18 protein-coding genes are annotated in these 15784 nt (G+C 48.7%); 12 read left to right on the forward strand and 6 right to left on the reverse strand.

Annotated elements, in window-relative coordinates; translation table 11 throughout:
* Positions 1 to 26: 26 nt before the first annotated feature.
* From EKM71_RS07780 to EKM71_RS07815, 8 genes are all read left to right on the forward strand, one after another.
* Positions 27 to 470 (forward strand): MerR family transcriptional regulator, encoded by a 444-nt coding sequence (locus EKM71_RS07780; RefSeq protein ID WP_125574043.1) that lies wholly within the window; start codon positions 27 to 29, stop codon positions 468 to 470.
* A gap of 351 nt (positions 471 to 821) precedes the next feature.
* Positions 822 to 1151: a toxin-antitoxin system HicB family antitoxin gene (locus tag EKM71_RS07785; RefSeq protein ID WP_125574044.1), complete on the forward strand. Its 330-nt coding sequence runs from the start codon at positions 822 to 824 to the stop codon at positions 1149 to 1151.
* A gap of 11 nt (positions 1152 to 1162) precedes the next feature.
* Positions 1163 to 2002: an SPFH domain-containing protein gene (locus tag EKM71_RS07790; protein WP_125574045.1), complete on the forward strand. Its 840-nt coding sequence runs from the start codon at positions 1163 to 1165 to the stop codon at positions 2000 to 2002.
* Between the two features lie 126 nt (positions 2003 to 2128).
* Entirely contained in the window at positions 2129 to 2488 is a 360-nt protein-coding gene (locus EKM71_RS07795) for an MmcQ/YjbR family DNA-binding protein (RefSeq protein WP_125574046.1), read from the forward strand.
* A gap of 589 nt (positions 2489 to 3077) precedes the next feature.
* Complete coding sequence (locus EKM71_RS07800) at positions 3078 to 4718, forward strand: peptide ABC transporter substrate-binding protein (RefSeq protein ID WP_125574047.1); 1641 nt, start codon at positions 3078 to 3080, stop codon at positions 4716 to 4718.
* A 160-nt stretch (positions 4719 to 4878) separates the two neighbouring features.
* Positions 4879 to 5391 carry a GtrA family protein gene (locus tag EKM71_RS07805; RefSeq protein WP_125574048.1) on the forward strand — a complete coding sequence of 171 codons (513 nt, stop codon included), beginning with the start codon at positions 4879 to 4881 and terminating at the stop codon, positions 5389 to 5391.
* Between the two features lie 119 nt (positions 5392 to 5510).
* The gene (locus tag EKM71_RS07810) at positions 5511 to 6092 is read left to right on the forward strand and encodes a cadmium resistance transporter (RefSeq protein ID WP_225418019.1); all 582 of its coding nucleotides are present in this window, start codon (positions 5511 to 5513) and stop codon (positions 6090 to 6092) included.
* Positions 6093 to 6131: 39 nt separating this feature from the next.
* Positions 6132 to 6455 carry a hypothetical protein gene (locus EKM71_RS07815; protein ID WP_125574050.1) on the forward strand — a complete coding sequence of 108 codons (324 nt, stop codon included), beginning with the start codon at positions 6132 to 6134 and terminating at the stop codon, positions 6453 to 6455.
* 79 nt (positions 6456 to 6534) lie between these two features.
* On the opposite strand, the gene EKM71_RS07820 is transcribed toward EKM71_RS07815, so the two are convergent.
* On the reverse strand, positions 6535 to 7419 hold the full coding sequence (locus EKM71_RS07820; RefSeq protein WP_125574051.1) for a LysR family transcriptional regulator: 885 nt from the start codon (positions 7417 to 7419) through the stop codon (positions 6535 to 6537).
* A gap of 136 nt (positions 7420 to 7555) precedes the next feature.
* On the opposite strand from EKM71_RS07820, the gene EKM71_RS07825 reads away from it, so the two are divergent.
* The 3 genes from EKM71_RS07825 (at position 7556) to EKM71_RS07835 (ending at position 11599) form a co-directional block, all read left to right on the forward strand.
* On the forward strand, positions 7556 to 9193 hold the full coding sequence (locus EKM71_RS07825) for a malolactic enzyme (protein WP_125574052.1): 1638 nt from the start codon (positions 7556 to 7558) through the stop codon (positions 9191 to 9193).
* Between the two features lie 132 nt (positions 9194 to 9325).
* Entirely contained in the window at positions 9326 to 10297 is a 972-nt protein-coding gene (locus EKM71_RS07830; protein WP_125574053.1) for an AEC family transporter, read from the forward strand.
* A 168-nt stretch (positions 10298 to 10465) separates the two neighbouring features.
* Complete coding sequence (locus EKM71_RS07835) at positions 10466 to 11599, forward strand: MFS transporter (protein ID WP_125574054.1); 1134 nt, start codon at positions 10466 to 10468, stop codon at positions 11597 to 11599.
* A 167-nt stretch (positions 11600 to 11766) separates the two neighbouring features.
* On the opposite strand, the gene EKM71_RS07840 is transcribed toward EKM71_RS07835, so the two are convergent.
* The 5 genes from EKM71_RS07840 to EKM71_RS07860 all read right to left on the reverse strand — a co-directional run bounded on the left by EKM71_RS07840 (position 11767) and on the right by EKM71_RS07860 (position 14984).
* Complete coding sequence (locus EKM71_RS07840) at positions 11767 to 11964, reverse strand: hypothetical protein (protein ID WP_164504757.1); 198 nt, start codon at positions 11962 to 11964, stop codon at positions 11767 to 11769.
* A gap of 9 nt (positions 11965 to 11973) precedes the next feature.
* Positions 11974 to 12111: a nuclear transport factor 2 family protein gene (locus tag EKM71_RS07845; protein ID WP_404819424.1), complete on the reverse strand. Its 138-nt coding sequence runs from the start codon at positions 12109 to 12111 to the stop codon at positions 11974 to 11976.
* Positions 12112 to 12119: 8 nt separating this feature from the next.
* Positions 12120 to 12725, reverse strand: a complete 606-nt coding sequence (locus tag EKM71_RS07850; RefSeq protein ID WP_125574057.1) for an NAD(P)H-binding protein — start codon at positions 12723 to 12725, stop codon at positions 12120 to 12122.
* 89 nt (positions 12726 to 12814) lie between these two features.
* Positions 12815 to 14152 carry an MFS transporter gene (locus EKM71_RS07855; RefSeq protein ID WP_125574058.1) on the reverse strand — a complete coding sequence of 446 codons (1338 nt, stop codon included), beginning with the start codon at positions 14150 to 14152 and terminating at the stop codon, positions 12815 to 12817.
* A 262-nt stretch (positions 14153 to 14414) separates the two neighbouring features.
* Positions 14415 to 14984: a Crp/Fnr family transcriptional regulator gene (locus EKM71_RS07860; protein ID WP_125574059.1), complete on the reverse strand. Its 570-nt coding sequence runs from the start codon at positions 14982 to 14984 to the stop codon at positions 14415 to 14417.
* A 98-nt stretch (positions 14985 to 15082) separates the two neighbouring features.
* On the opposite strand from EKM71_RS07860, the gene EKM71_RS07865 reads away from it, so the two are divergent.
* Positions 15083 to 15673 (forward strand): NAD(P)H-dependent oxidoreductase, encoded by a 591-nt coding sequence (locus tag EKM71_RS07865; protein ID WP_125574060.1) that lies wholly within the window; start codon positions 15083 to 15085, stop codon positions 15671 to 15673.
* Positions 15674 to 15784: the final 111 nt, after the last annotated feature.

The raw sequence follows: 15784 nt of genomic DNA on the forward strand, positions 1-15784 counted from the left end.
ATGGCAAGTGGAAAGAAGGAATTTTTGTGACTTATACAATCAAACAGGTGGCAGAAAAGACGCACTTATCAATTTACACGCTCCGTTTTTATGATAAACAGGGCCTGCTCCCCTTTGTCAGCCGGGATCGGTCCGGGTACCGAGCATTCACTGATGGTGACTTACTTCTCTTACACACCCTCAGCTGTCTCAAGGATACCGGAATGAAAATCAGTGATATTCGTCAGTATATGGCCCTAGTTATGCAAGGACCATCCTCGATTCCCCAACGCCAACAGTTATTGCGGGCCCACCGTAACGCGGTTCTGGTACAACAGCACGCGATTGAACGCAATCTGCAAGAAGTCGACCGTAAACTCCGTCTCTATGACTCGCCGATGGCCACCGACCTGGTTGGTCTGGAACTTGCAACCGCCCGAGAAGAAAAGATTGCCAATGGTCTACCGGACCCCTTTCCTAAACACATATAAAAAGACGGGAAAATCAGTAAAGCATCCCGCTCTTTATATAACTTTAGAAGAAGCGTTTTAAATGTTGTCTCACCACTAATCACTTATCCTGTTTACCCCACCTGCAAAGCGTCACGAACAGATTTAGGTGCCATAATTTGACGCTTAGCTGTAACCTTAACCACCGCTAAGTGCTGTCGTTTTTTACTGCCAACTTTTTATCTCCCACATCTATCAGCTTGTCGATCGTAAGGGATTATAAGCTTTGTTATTTTCACAAGGCCTCCAAAACAATGTCGAAAAAGCGACTTAAAATCTTGTCTTAATGATATCACGGTGATATCATTAAGCTATCATCAGGAGGCACTTATCATGGCAAAAGAATCACAGAAACGTTTTCTCTTACGGCTAGATGAAGGCCTATTCAAGCGCGTTTCAGATGCCGCGGACGCCGATGGTCGGAGCATCAACGCCTACATCGTTCAGGTGCTCTCTAAGGCCGCTCCAGCGGGGAACTGGGAACAGCGGCAATTGATCGGTCGTGCCATCCCAGGCAAGGAATTAGACGCTAAATCCGGACTGGTCTTAGTCGCCGGAATTTACTATCGGTATCTATTGGAGTCACCAGAGAAACCAGATAAGACTGCAACGTATACAATCATCGAGAGCCACGGGAATATTCTGACGTTGAAAAAAATCTAGGGGGAATGAACATGTTCGGTATTCGAATTGTTCGACAAAATAACGAGGGTTTAGTAGAAACATTGGGGAAGTACAAACACACTGTCTTACCAGGAATTCACTTTTACATCCCTGGCATCCAAAGGATTCGAACGGTCAGCCTGGCCATGTCACCACTAGCGCTGCCAAATTACTCAGTCATTACCAAGGATAATGCCGACGTTTCGGCCAGCCTGACACTGAATTATCACGTCACTAACGCCGTCAAATACCAATACGAAAACACCGACTCCGTCGAATCCATGGCCCAACTGGTACGTGGACACCTGCGGGACATCATCGGTCGGATGGACTTGAATCAAGCCCTGGGATCGACGGCCAAAATCAATCAAGAGTTGGCCACGGCCATTGGTGATCTGACCGATACCTATGGCATCAACGTTGACCGGACTAATATTGACGAATTGACCCCATCCAAGGCCATCCAATCCGCCATGGATAAGCAACTGACGGCCGATCGAGAACGAATCGCTGCCATCGCTAAAGCCGAGGGGGAAGCCAAATCCATCGAGCTGACCACCAAGGCTAAAAACGACGCCCTGATGGCCACTGCCACGGCCCAAGCTACGGCTACGCGAACTCGTGCCGACGCCGAAAAATATCGGATCGACACGGTGAATTCTAGTCTGAGCTCAGCAACCAAAGAATTCTTCGAAAACCAATCGATCTCAGCCTTCAGCGACCTCGCTAATTCACCAGCTAACGTTGTCGTCGTCCCAAGTGACCATGTGGCCGACCTGGGTCAGATTCCCGCCATCGGCGCCGCCCTAAAGAGTGGTCTCGCCGATGTTACCCCTAAGCCTAAGAAGTAATCTAGAAAAAGCTGACGACCACCTGGCCGCCAGTTTTTTTCTTGACTCTCGCTACTCTCGCTTCGTTGCCCTCTCCCTGCCTGCGCGGTAAACTGGAGTCAGTTAAACGCATGAGGAGGTTTTGAGATGGTTACGCGCGACGAAATTTTTGCTTATACAGAAGATAACTACGGTGTCACCCCGGAATATCCCTTCAAGTCTTACCCTAAATATGCGGCTCTCAAGAATCGCCAGGGCAAATGGTTTGGGCTAGTCATGAATGTTCCCCTAAACAAATTGGGACTAGCAGGAACTGACGTGGTTGACATCCTCGACGTCAAGGTCGATCCCGAACTTGGGAGCATCTTACGCAGCAAACCTGGTTACCTGCCGGGTTACCACATGAACAAGGAACACTGGATCTCAATCATTCTGGAGCAGGACACGGATCAAGACACCTTGTTCCAGCTACTGGATAGCAGTTATCAATCAGTTATTAAATATTAATAATTAAAAATAATTAATTATTATGTTCAGATGTGGCTTGCATTCACACAAAACTGTCAGGCCCCACCACACGCTGTGTCCTCTCCCAGAAAGATTGAAGCTTCATTTATCACGACTCGTATCAGATTGAAGGCACGGTCACCAACAAATTTATAATTTCTAGTTGACACATTTTTTTCTCAGGGGTACACTAGCCTCAATTCAATAAATCGTCCGAAACAAACCATTGAAGTGGAGATCAAGATTATCGTGCACGTCAAGAGAGCCGTCGTTGCTGAGAGTACGGCCGAACGCAGATAGTTAAATGGACCACCGAGGGCTTCCCCGAACCATTAGAAGTACGGGAAGACGTGCGACATACGTCAGTTGTCAGGGAAATGTTAGTTTCCTGTGGAGAGGGGCGCGGTCTCTTTTCGGGATCCGTCTAATTAAGGTGGCACCGCGGTTAAAACCGTCCTTAACACATTGGCTGTTGAGGGCGGTTTTTTGTATCCAAATTTAACCGAGGGGGATTCACTTATGTTGATACGATGGCAAAGCTCATTATTTTTTCTAAACCAAACTAAACTAACTTTTGGAGGAATTTATAATGAGTCTATTAACCAAGAAACAAGTCTTACTACTTTGCGGTATCATCCTAGTTGGCGGCGGCATCTTCGCCGTTACGGCACACTCTAAGACGACCAAGTCGGCAACCCAACAAACCTTGAACCTGTCGCAAACGGCGCCAATCACCAGCCTCGATGTCGCCAAAATTACCGATAGCGTCTCCAGTACCGCTTTGAGTCAAGTTGGTGAAGGTCTTTACCGTTTGAATGCCAAGAGCCAAGCAGAGAATGCCCTAGCAACCAAGACCAAGATTTCTGATCACGGCCATCGCTACACGATTGACCTGCGTCACGATGGCAAATGGAGCAATGGTGACCCCGTAACGGCTCAGGACTTTGTCTACTCATGGGAACGAACCCTGAACCCGCAATCCAAGTCGGAGTTCACCTACCAATTCGCCAACATTAAGAATGCCACGGCCATCGCCGCCGGCAAGAAATCCCCATCAACACTCGGGGTCAAGGCCGTGGGCAAGTATCGCCTGGCAATCACCCTCAGCCAACCAGCCGCTTATTTCAAACAAATGCTGGCCAGCACCACCTACTATCCCTTGAATGAAAAAGCTGTGAACAAGTATGGCAAAAAGTACGGGTCGTCCGCTAAAACCACCCTTTACAATGGGCCATTCGTCCTGACTAACTGGACTGGAACTAGCGACACTTGGACTTTAAAGAAGAACGTCCGTTACGCTAACGCCAAGGCAGTTAAACTTCAACAACTCAACTACAAGGTCATTAAATCAACGGCGACGGCCTACAACCTTTACCAATCCAAACGACTGGACGCCGTCACTCTGGATGGTGAACAAACCACTCAGAACAAGAACAACCCTAATTTGAAGTCCCTCTCACAAGGTCGAATTGGATTCATGCAGTACAATGAAAAAGACAAGGTTGCTGCTAACCGCGATCTCCGAACCGCAATTTCACTGGCCATTAATCGGAAACAGTTGGCGAACCAAGTCTTAAAGAACGGCTCGCTTCCTGCCAAGACCTTTGGCATTAAGAGCATGCTCAAGAACCCTAAGACTGGTGCCGACTTCACCCAAGACGCCGCGGAAACCAGTACTGTGAGTTATCAACCAACCAAGGCTAAAGCCCTTTACCAACAAGCCTTAAAGCAACTAGGTAAGAAGAATCTGACGGTCACTATCACCTGTGGCGACGATGACGCCAGCAAGAAGCTTTCTGAATTCATCCAGAGCGCCCTGTCGACTAAGTTGGGATTAAAGGTTACCGTACAATCCATGCCATTTACCTCGATGCTCAGCAACGTTTCCAAGGGGAACTTCCAGATCAATTTAACTAGCTGGAGCATGGACTACGCCGATCCGATTCAGTCTCTACAAATTCTAGAGTCGACGAACAATTCCAACATGGGTCACTACAGTAGTAAAGCCTACGATAGTGCCTTGGATGCCGCTGAAGGTGCCGACGCCCTCAAGCCAACGGCTCGATACGCTGACCTGGTTAAAGCTGCGCACATCGCACTTAAGGATCAAGCAGTCACCCCACTCTACGAAGGGCGTACTGGTGTCTTGGTCAACCCTAAACTAAAGGGTGTCGTCTATAATCAATTTAACGGGAGTGCCGACTATCGGACGGCTTCCGTTACGAAATAACCCGCAAAATTAAAGGGGCGTTGCATTGCAGTGGCCGTAAATTACGGTATAATTAGCTGTGGTACGACAATTACGCGTTTTCATAACTTCGGTGAGCCGCTAACGTTTTCTTACACGGTTTCACCCGGCGAAAAAACGTTACAGAAAGGTTCCTAAAGTTATGAATGATCAAACCCCTTTACGCCACGACCATTACCCAACGACGGAAGCGGAGTATGAAGCCGAACTGACCGAAACAGAGAACGAACACGCAGCCGAGCTCCAAAAGGTTGAACAAAAAGTTCAGGGACAAGTCTCCCGGTATCTCTTATTCGGGGCCGTCTCAGTAGTCGTTAACATCGTTTTGTTCTACCTGTTCTACCACACTATGGGCATCGAATATCAAATCGCCAACTTCATTGACTGGCTGATTAGTGTTCAGGTCTCCTTTTGGTTAGACCGACAATTCGTCTTCATGCACAAATCCGACAAACCGATAAAGGAAATGGGCACATTCTACATGACGCGTGTTATTACCTTCTTAATCGAAACAGTCTTGCTATGGTTCGGTGTTTCCGTTCTCAGTGGTAACAAGACCATCGTGAAGGTCATCGGCCACATCATTGCGTTAGTTCTGAACTTCTTTGTTTCCAAAAAGTTAGTCTTCAAGAACCAGCCCGCACCTGCCGACTAAATCTAATCATACAAAACCGAGACCTTTGGGCCTCGGTTTTTTTATTCCATTTTTGTATAAAATCAGTCTGATAACTGGTGTATGATAGAAGGTATTCAAAACAGAAGGACTGTGTAGCCATGTCTCTAATGTCTCTAACGTTTCTCCTCACCAGCATTGGCGTCTTCTTCGTTACCGACACCGATGACCTCATCGTCTTACTCCTGCTTTGGTTGACAGCCAAAAATCCCCGGCAGAAACATGCCGTCGTAGCCGGTCAATATCTGGGTATCATGACTCTCATTGCGGTCGCCTGGATTATCAGCCGAGGAATCATTCACTTTAACGTGGTTCATTGGGCCCGATGGTTTGGCCTCATCCCCTTATTTCTCGGGATTTGGGGTCTAAAGACCTGGTGGCAACATCGCGATGCCACTGGCCTCCCCTCACAGCTCACGAAATCCATTCGTTGGCCCCTTGTTTGGGCCCTCACTGTCAGTAATGGTGGCGACAATCTCAGCATCTACATTCCTTACTTCACTCACCTCACCACGCCGCAATTTATCAGCGTGTGCTTTGTTTTCCTGATTATGGTGGGACTATGGCTTTTGCTGAGTCACCAACTGGCCAAGTCAACCATTGCCAGTCGCTTCTTCGCGCGCTTCGGGGCCTGGCTATCCCCTCTCCTCTTTATCGGGATTGGGTTATTAATTCTACTATAAAGACAACATGTTTCATGTGAAACATCCAAGGAGGCCCACATGCCAACGTCTACCATCACATTAACTGGCACTAACGTCCGGTCGAGACGTCCCGACCGCGTCACCCTGACACTGACTAATCTTCGACTATTGACCGGTGACCAACAGCTCGCACACCTGACACTCCAGGATCACGTGCTCGGTATCATCTCGGGCCGAGCCTACCAGACGGCGCAGCAGACGCTGGGAATCCGGGACTTTCGCTATTTCTTAGATGAAGCAAATCTCACCTTAGCCCTGAGTGACACGGCTCGCAATCGTCAGGCCGTGGCCGAGCTCTTCACCTTCGCAAACAAGCACCATCTCTGGACAACTAAACATTAACGACAAGAAACCGCGCGATCACTAGCATTGGTGATCGCGCGGTTTTATTTCGCCTTTTTTTAGAATTTCGGATCTTCCATTATTCTTCCAACGTCTCACGTAGAACCTTCAGCACTTGTTGTTGCGTCGGCGTTAAAACATGGGACGTCCGGGTAACAATGCTCGTAATAAACGCGGGCTGCTCATCATCCAACAATTCTAGTCGCACGACGTCATTCCGATGCTGGTCCACGATATCCGTCAGAAAGGTCACCCCGACGTTTTCCGCAACTAAGTTCATGATGACGTGGGTATCGGCAGCCCGAAAGACCACGTCGGGTCGAAAATGATTCCGGCGAGTAAGTTTGTTAAAGGCGGTATTGTGCACGAAACTACTGGTAAAGAGCACAAATTTTTCACGTTTTAACTCACTAAAGTAGACGCGCTTGCGGTTGGCCAGTGGATGCTGAGCAGACACGAAGATGTTAAAAGGCTTGCGATCAAACTCCTCGGCCAACAGTGTCTGATAGGACAAGGGTTCGGCTGACCCCAACAAAGCGATATCCGCCTGACCATCTCGCAACGCGTTTCGGAGCCACACGGACCCTCCCTCTAACGTCTGAATACGCTCAAGCATTCCCAATTCCTGTAGCCGCGCCGCCACCCGTGGGAAGTAGTGATTTTCAATAATTGGTGGTAACCCCAGCACTATCCGTTGTTGGGTCAAGTGATCCAGCTCTTGATGGGCAATATCTAACTCACCCAAGATGGCCTGCGCATGCGTTGCCAGTTGTTGGCCACTGTCCGTCACAATCAATTCATGATGGGCCCGGTCACGTAAAAAGAGTTTAGTGTTGAATTCCGTTTCCAGACGCTTCACCGCCATCGTAATCGTCGGTTGTGTCACGCCAAATGAAGCGGCCACTTTAGAAAAGTTTTTTTGTTTAATTAATTCATCGAAATATGCCAAGTCCTTTGTGTTCACGATTTTTCCTTTCTATATCAACATTTATAAGGCCATTATAAATTATTCTTATGATGGCTGCCACATTTGACTATACTTTCGTGAGCGCTTTATAGTATGACTCGTAAACTTAATTCGTGATTGGAGGAAACAATTTATGACAAACACAGCCTCAATTTTAAATAACCCCTTCTTAAATAAGGGAACTGCTTTCACTCAAGCCGAACGCAAGGCCTTAGGCATCGTCGGGACGCTTCCAAGCCACGTCCAAACCTTAGACGAACAAGCCACACAAGCCTACGCCCAATTCCAAAGTAAGGCCAATGACTTAGAAAAACGGCTCTTCTTGACGAATCTGTTCAATGAAAATCGGACCCTGTTCTTCCGTTTAATGGATGATCACGTGGTTGAATTAATGCCAATCGTCTACGATCCAACGGTTGCAGATTCGATCGAACAATACAGCCACCTCTTCACCGATCCTCAAAACGCCGCCTTCATCTCTATCGATGACCCCGACAACATTGAAGCATCCCTGAAGAACGCCGCTGATGGCCGCGACATCCGCTTAGTTGTCGTCACTGATGCCGAAGGAATCCTCGGCATGGGTGACTGGGGGGTCAACGGCGTAGATATCGCCGTTGGTAAACTGATGGTTTACACTGCCGCAGCCGGTATTGACCCTGCACAAGTCTTACCCGTAAGTATCGATGCTGGAACCAACAATCAAACCTTATTGGATGACCCACTGTACTTAGGTAACCACCACAAGCGGGTCTACGGTGATGCTTACTACGATGTTATCGACCGCTTCGTTACCGCAGAACAGAAGTTGTTCCCTGAATCACTCCTGCACTGGGAAGATTTTGGCCGCTCCAACGCACAAGTTATCTTAGATAAGTACAAGGACCAATTTGCCACTTTCAACGATGATATCCAAGGAACTGGGATGGTTGTTTTAGCAGGTATCCTGGGTGCCCTGAACATCTCTAAGGAAGACATCAAAGACCAAAAGTTCTTAACCTTCGGGGCTGGGACTGCCGGCATGGGAATTGCCAACCAAATTCTCGACGAGTTGAAGCGCGCCGGCCTGTCTGATGAAGAAGCTCGAAAGCACTTCTACGCTGTCGACAAGCAAGGGTTACTCTTTGACGACACCCCTGACTTAACGGCTGCCCAAAAGGAATTCACGCGTCAACGTAGCGAATTCGACAACGCCGATGAGCTGACTAACCTGGCTGCCGTCGTGAAGACAGTGCACCCAACGGTTATGATCGGAACTTCTACTCAGCCCGGTACCTTTACGAAAGAAATTGTGACCGACATGGCTGCTCATACGGAACGCCCAATCATCTTCCCACTGTCTAACCCAACCAAGTTGGCAGAGGCAACTGCTGCCGACCTGATCAAGTGGACCGACGGTAAGGCCCTCATTGCGACTGGAATTCCAGCCGACGACGTTGACTACAAGGGGGTTACTTACCACATTGGTCAAGGAAACAACGCCCTGATGTACCCTGGTTTAGGCTTCGGACTAATTGCGTCAACGGCCAAGGTCTTAAATGGTGAAACGCTCTCTGCTGCCTGCCACGCCCTCGGTGGAATCGTGGACACCACGCAAGCCGGTGCCGCTGTCTTACCACCCGTTTCCCAGCTAACCAGTTTCTCACAAAAATTAGCTGAAATCGTGGCCCAAAGCGTCCTCGACCAGAAGCTGAACAAGGAACCTATCGCTAATGCCAAGCAAGCCGTTGCTGACATGAAGTGGGTGCCAGAATACAAGAGCATCGACTAGGACGCCTCGTCTCTAGCATTAGGTTCATCTAAAACTGAATAGTAATCCTTCACGTGCTCGTTAGCTGGCGCCCCTTCGCTGACTACCGGCACGTGAATTCATCTAAAATTACTTGAAAGAAGGACGTCTCTCGTGGCTGTTTTATGGAACTCAATTCAAAGTGTCCTCGTCGTTGTTTTAATCATGATTCTTGGTTATATTCTGCGGCGGCAAGGTTGGTTCGACGACAAGTTCGGCGGTACCATCTCTAAATTCATCAAGAACATCGCACTGCCAGCATCAATCTTCGTTTCGGTGCTGAGTCGGCTAACTCGGGGCCAACTGGTCTCCTTCTCTGGCTACCTGGTCTACGCTTTTATCGCCGTTATCATCGGCTATATCATCGCATTTGGCCTCGTTCGCATCATGCATGTAAAGCCTGGTCGTAAAGGAATCTTCGTCAACGCTATCGTCAATGCCAACACCATCTTTATTGGATTACCCTTGAACATCGCGTTGTTCGGGGATAAGAGTATGACTTACTTCCTGGTCTACTACATTGTCAACACCGTTTCAACGTGGGCTTTCGGGGTCTTCCTGATCTCCAACGACGATCCAACACTGCCTAAGGAAAAGCATCACAACAAGATCGACTGGAAAAAAGTTATCCCAATGCCACTGGTTGGTTTCTTAGTGGCCTTAATCTTCTTGCTCCTCAACATTCCAATCTTAAAGATCAGCTTCGTTAACTCGACGTTGACTTACGTTGGAAACCTGGTAACCCCGCTTTCTCTGATCTACATCGGGATTGTCTTGGCGGACGCTGGGCTGAAGAGTATTCACTTTGATCGTGACACGATCGTGGCCCTCTTGGGTCGGTTCGTTATGTCACCCATCTTGATGGTCGCGGTTCTGTTGGCTGCCGGTCACTTCGGTGCCAGCTTCCCAACGATGGCTTCTCAAACCTTAATTGTGCAATCCGCAACGCCAATGCTTGCGGTCTTGCCAATCCTGGCTAATGAAGCTCACGGTGACGTGGAATATGCCACGAACATCGTGACAACCAGTACCGTGTTATTCATCATCGTGGTACCGATTCTGATGTCATTGATTCAATTTATCTAGATTTCACCACGCGAGCCCAACTTCAGTAAGAAGTTGGGCTTTTCTTTTCTCGATAAATCTGCTATAGTAATGGCAATCAAACTTCCGAAAGCGGGTTTTATCACCCGTCATGTTACTAGTCAGAACACTTCTACTAGGCTGGAATAGCCTAAGGAGTGTTCTATTTTTATGTTCAAAAACTCTAAAATCATTTTAATTCTCGTTACCGCCATGAACCTTCGCCTAGCAATAACAGCCATCACGCCACTCTTTTCAGCGATCCAACAAGCGTTGCACGTTGCTAGCGCCTACACTGCCCTGCTGGTGACCATTCCCTTACTATGCTTCTCACTAGGGGCTATCGCGGCGCCAAAACTGATTCAGCATCTAGGCATTCTACCGTTAATTCTGATGACGACCGGTATTTTAATCATCGCCAACCTTATTCGACCGCTAACCACCGCCACAATGCTGTTAGGGACGCTGCTGATTGGCCTCGCCATTGCTCTACTCAACGTGTTGGTTCCCACCATGATCGCTCAAGTCACAACAACTCACGTTACCCGTCTAACCAGTTACTACGCCGTAACAATGAACGTCGTCGCTGCGATGGGAACGGCTGGTGCAATGCCACTGGCGGGACTATGGGGGTGGCGCGCCGTCCTCATGGGCTTTGCCCTTCCTGCTGTGTTGACGTTGGTTATCGCTAGTCGGTTGCCTCGCCACAGCTTCCATCAGCAAGCTACCACTACCCCACCTCTCAGCCTCACGACCACCCTACGTCACGATCCTCAGGCTTGGAAATTAACCGTGTTCATGGGGCTTCAATCTTTAATCTTCTACAGCCTAACGACCTGGCTGCCAACGATTTTCCAAGCGTTAGGTGCCTCTGATACCACCGCTGGAACCCTGCTTGCGGTCTTCCAATTAGTTGGCATTCCGGCTGCCCTCTTCCTCAATATGTTCACTAACCTTCGACAGCTGTTAGCCGGCTTACTCGTCGGCTACCTCGCTGGGGTCCTCTGTCTCGCGTGGTCCGGAATTGGCTGGTGGCTTGCCGCCATCCTCCTAGGTTTCACCAGTGCCCTCATCTTTACTCTAGCGTTGACACTCATTGCCACCAGTAGTCAAGACGTGGCAACCATCGCCAATCGTTCGGCTATTGCCCAATCCTTAGGGTATTTGCTAGCCGCTGTTGGCCCCTTTATCTTTGGTGAAGTCCACGATATCTTTGGCAACTGGTCGGTTGTTTTAATGGCCTTGATTGTCCTGATGGTGGTAACCATCGGGAGTGGCCTACTGGTCGCCCCTTCCTCAAAATAAACAAAGTGGCGTTCCTAAAATTTCTGGGAATGCCACTTTTGTTTCACATGAAACATCCTACTCTACCAGCATTGGTCTCTTGACGGACTGCTTGCTTCCCGCATTTACGACACTAAAAATGTCCAGTTGCCTGTGAAATCCAACTGGACATTTTTATAGTTGTGAATCTAGTAAGTCGTCACTACGGCCTCCATAATCTTCAAATCACCATTGATACGTTGAACTGTCATGTCGGTAGTCAAGGACCACTCGTGCCGGTCACTTCCATGAATGCTACCTACGACGCGGTTCTGACCAATAATGTGCCAACCACCGGCCCCGGACGTCACCGCCACATGATCTTCCATCGATGAGAAGTAATACATCGTCCCCTGTTACAATTCGCCTAGCCATTCGCTTCGAGGTTGAACATCTCCGGTCATGTGGGTCAACATAAAATCTGGGGCAAGCAAGCGAGCCAAGGCCACAACACCATCGGCTGCCATGGCCATATTATAGGCCCGATATTTAATCGACTTCCTTACTTTCGGTTAATTCCCAAACTATCACGGGAACCCAAGGTCTCATCATGAGCCAACCGAACCACTAAATCCGCAATACTCTTGCGAGAAACGTCATGGCCGCCGAAGGGCTCCCCCTTCTTAGTCACTTCGTAATCGGTATCGTTGCCACTGTCAAACCAGCCAGGACGGATGACCGTATAGTTCAGGTCAGAGGCTTCAATCACATCCGCGGCAACTCGGTAACCCCGCAGCATTGGATTGCTTTGTAAGTTGCCACTCGCACCCAAACTAGCTGGAATTTCGTTATAAATTCCCATCGATGCGATGAACAGTAAACGCTTGACGCCAACTTCATCCATGCCAGAAACTAGACTCTGTGCCATACCACCCAGATTGCCACTCAGTGCTGCGAAGACGACATCCTGCCCCGCTAAGGCACCTTTTAAGACTGTGGCATCGGTCACACTCCCCGTGATAGCTTGTTCCCGATCGGCATTCAAACGGCCTAATCGACTGACGTTCCGAGCCATTAAGGTGAGGTGATCAGCCGTGTTTTCTAAGAAATACTGGCGAGTGACGCTGCCAACAGAACCCGTTGCGCCAATAATTAAAACGTTTGTCATGATTAACTTCCTCCAATTAATTTAATTGATACACACAGTGTAGACCCTTGCACTTACTTCAAGGCAAGACCCATTTTTTAAAATAACGATTATTTTTGATGCTCTCCTGGAACAATCAGGAAAATTGCGGCGATTAAGGCCAATAATAAGAGCCCCGCTCCCATCAGAATAGCGTGTTGAAACCCGGTTACCTGACCACTAAAAAGACTTTGAACCGTGACCAGAATTGATAATCCGACAGAGCCGCCAATCTGATGCATCACGTTGACAACTCCGGAGGCCGCCCCGGCATCGGTACCCTGGGTATGTGCCACTCCGGCCGCCGTGAAGGGACTCAGTGAGAATCCTTGCCCGATGCCGACGATGACCATCGGCGCGGCAATTCCCCACCAATAGCCAACAACCGGCGTAAAGAAACTCATCCAAAACATGCCAACTGCCGTCAGAGCGATCCCAATCACCAACAGGCCACCATTGCCCCATTTTACTGTTAAGCGGGCAACCTGTAGGGCCACGATGAAGTTCACGATAGTTAAGGGGAAGAAGGCCACACCAGCCATTAGGGCGCTAAAACCGAGTTGATTCTGCATCAACTGTGGTGTGATGAACCAAAAGCCCATCATTGCTCCCAGATAAAGAAACCGACCCACGTAAGCCCCAATACGTTCACGATCGACAAAAATCCGTAGCGGCATAATCGGTTGTCCGGTCCGATATTCCTGGTAGACGAAGCTAACCAAGAACACCACAGCTAAGATCAAGGCTGGTAGTTTAGCCCAATTCCCAATAATGCTGTAAACCAGCGCACTCATACCAACCAGCGACGTCAGCGTGCCGATCCAGTCTAATTTTCCAGATTGGGCATTGTCAGCCCGTAAATATTTAACTGCTAGATAAAACATCCAGATACTAATTGGGACATTAATAAAGAATCCAACCCGCCAAGTTAATAGACTAGCGAAAATGCCGCCGATCACTAGGCTGACACTGGCTCCGATACCAGCCATGGCCCCATAGTAAGCGATGGCTTTAGTTCTTTCAGCACCCTCATAGGTATCCATGAGAATGGCCAGCGTCGTTGGGGCTAAGATAGCCGAACCAATCCCTTGAAAGGCCCGTGAGGCAATGATCATCGGGGCATTGACCGCGAGGCCCACCAACAGCGACCCCAAGCCAAAAATCACCAACCCAATCTGGAAGACACGCCGCCGACCAAACAGGTCCCCGGCCCGACCACCCAGTAACAGGAATCCCCCAAATGTCAGTGAGTAAGCACTGCTGACCCAGGACAACGTGGTTTGATTAAGGTTCAAGTCTTGGGCAATCTTCACCGTCCCGGTAAAGATAATCGAATTGTCCAGTAAAATCATAAAGTAACTCATGAGAATGACCAGCAAAATCCAGTCAAAACGCTTATTCTTCGTCATTTGTGTATTTTCTCCTCGTCTTTAAATGAATGATTAGGAGTTTAGACCTTCATCTACACTTCAAGGCAAGGAAATTTCCAAATTATTTTTTGAAATTAAAAAGTCGCGGTTTGTAGGGATCCGCGACTAAAAAAACAGGTTATGTCACTTCAAGCTAGTTACTCTCTTCGTTGACATACTTTAGCGTCCCAAATTGCTTGGCAGCCAATAGGTCTTTAAACTGATACCGGCGGCTTCCAATCGAAAACTCGGGATTTGACACCTAGTTCTCCCCTAGTCGTGTCCGAATCCGACTCAGCGACACCGGCGTAATGCCCAGGTAAGAGGCAACCAATCGTAACGGCACCCGTTCGAGAATCTCGGGATCGTCGACTACCAACTGGCGATACCGATCCTCCGGTGAATCCTGAAGCTGGGTGAAAAAGATGTTGCGATAGGCAATGAATCGTTCACAAATAAACCGTGTGATGGCGGGTTCAATCGACGGATAAGTGTGTCGCAACCGATTGAAGTCAGCCTTACGCAACATCAACACCTGTGTCTCCTCGAAACTCTCGATTGAAAAAGCACTGGGTTGGTCGAGATAAAAGCTTTCAAACGACGAGACAATCTGATTTTCAAAGAAGAATTGTAAGGTCACGTCGCGTCCTTCACTATTGTGCCACAGGCGCAGAGCACCTTTCATCACGAAGAAGAGGTCGGTTGCAACTTCCCCCTCTGCCAGTAGCGTGCTCTCTGCCGGCACGGTCTTCGCCACAAAGAGCGGACCCAGTTTGTCCCAATGTGCCGCAATTTCCGGAAACTTCTGTGCTAAATAAGCCGACAATGCCATCTTTTCCCCTCCTCTGACGAGCAATTAACATTTGTTAATGCCGCCCCATTCCCCCGCGACTATACTCAACTTATCAATTAAAAAACGAGGGCTTAAAAATGAAAACAGTTATTATCTTTGATCATCCATACACTGCCACCGCCGGTGATAACGTCCCACACCACCGATCCTTCTTGGCTGCTTTGCTCAAGACTGTCATGGCACAACAGCGCCAGGCAAATCACGACGTCGATCTCATCGACCTTCACGCTGATGGCTTTAACCCCGTCATGTCCGCCGACGATCTTTCAAACTGGCGGCGAGGTCAGAGCACAGATCCCATGGTGGCCGACTACCAGCGGCGGTTGTTAACGGCAGACCGTATTATCTTCATGTTCCCCGTTTGGTGGGAAGTCATGCCCGCCATGACCAAGGGCTTTCTCGACAAAGTTTACGCCAAGGGTCAACTCTACCAGGCCGATACTATGCAAACAAAGCTGACTAAGCAACCCCGGATTGACATCATCACCACCATGAGCACGCCCAATTGGATTTACCGTCTAATCTTCGGTGCCCCACTGGCCAAACTCCTCTTCCGGGGAACCTTCCTCAAGACCCGTCTCTGGCATTTCAAATGGCACAACTTCGCTCAGGTGGAAAAGAAGACCCCGGCCCAACGGGAGGCTATTCTCCATAACTTCACGCTTTAGACCCAAAAGGACACCCGCCAACCCTGAGTGCTATAGTCCCCTTAAGGTTGACAGATGAAAAAGTATAATTCATCTGTTAACTTTGAGGGGACTTTATTATGCCTAGAACTA

The sequence above is a fragment of the Levilactobacillus huananensis genome, assembly GCF_003946145.1.
GTDB lineage: Bacteria > Bacillota > Bacilli > Lactobacillales > Lactobacillaceae > Levilactobacillus > Levilactobacillus huananensis.

Coding starts and splice junctions, on each gene's coding strand:
- EKM71_RS07790 (WP_125574045.1), top strand. CDS start 1,163: ATGTTCGGTATTCGAATTGTTCGACAAAATAACGAGGGTTTAGTAGAA.
- EKM71_RS07840 (WP_164504757.1), bottom strand. CDS start 11,964: ATGTATTACTTCTCATCGATGGAAGATCATGTGGCGGTGACGTCCGGG.
- EKM71_RS07800 (WP_125574047.1), top strand. CDS start 3,078: ATGAGTCTATTAACCAAGAAACAAGTCTTACTACTTTGCGGTATCATC.
- EKM71_RS07810 (WP_225418019.1), top strand. CDS start 5,511: ATGTCTCTAATGTCTCTAACGTTTCTCCTCACCAGCATTGGCGTCTTC.
- EKM71_RS07795 (WP_125574046.1), top strand. CDS start 2,129: ATGGTTACGCGCGACGAAATTTTTGCTTATACAGAAGATAACTACGGT.
- EKM71_RS07860 (WP_125574059.1), bottom strand. CDS start 14,984: ATGGCATTGTCGGCTTATTTAGCACAGAAGTTTCCGGAAATTGCGGCA.
- EKM71_RS07805 (WP_125574048.1), top strand. CDS start 4,879: ATGAATGATCAAACCCCTTTACGCCACGACCATTACCCAACGACGGAA.
- EKM71_RS07825 (WP_125574052.1), top strand. CDS start 7,556: ATGACAAACACAGCCTCAATTTTAAATAACCCCTTCTTAAATAAGGGA.
- EKM71_RS07855 (WP_125574058.1), bottom strand. CDS start 14,152: ATGACGAAGAATAAGCGTTTTGACTGGATTTTGCTGGTCATTCTCATG.
- EKM71_RS07835 (WP_125574054.1), top strand. CDS start 10,466: ATGTTCAAAAACTCTAAAATCATTTTAATTCTCGTTACCGCCATGAAC.
- EKM71_RS07785 (WP_125574044.1), top strand. CDS start 822: ATGGCAAAAGAATCACAGAAACGTTTTCTCTTACGGCTAGATGAAGGC.
- EKM71_RS07850 (WP_125574057.1), bottom strand. CDS start 12,725: ATGACAAACGTTTTAATTATTGGCGCAACGGGTTCTGTTGGCAGCGTC.
- EKM71_RS07815 (WP_125574050.1), top strand. CDS start 6,132: ATGCCAACGTCTACCATCACATTAACTGGCACTAACGTCCGGTCGAGA.
- EKM71_RS07865 (WP_125574060.1), top strand. CDS start 15,083: ATGAAAACAGTTATTATCTTTGATCATCCATACACTGCCACCGCCGGT.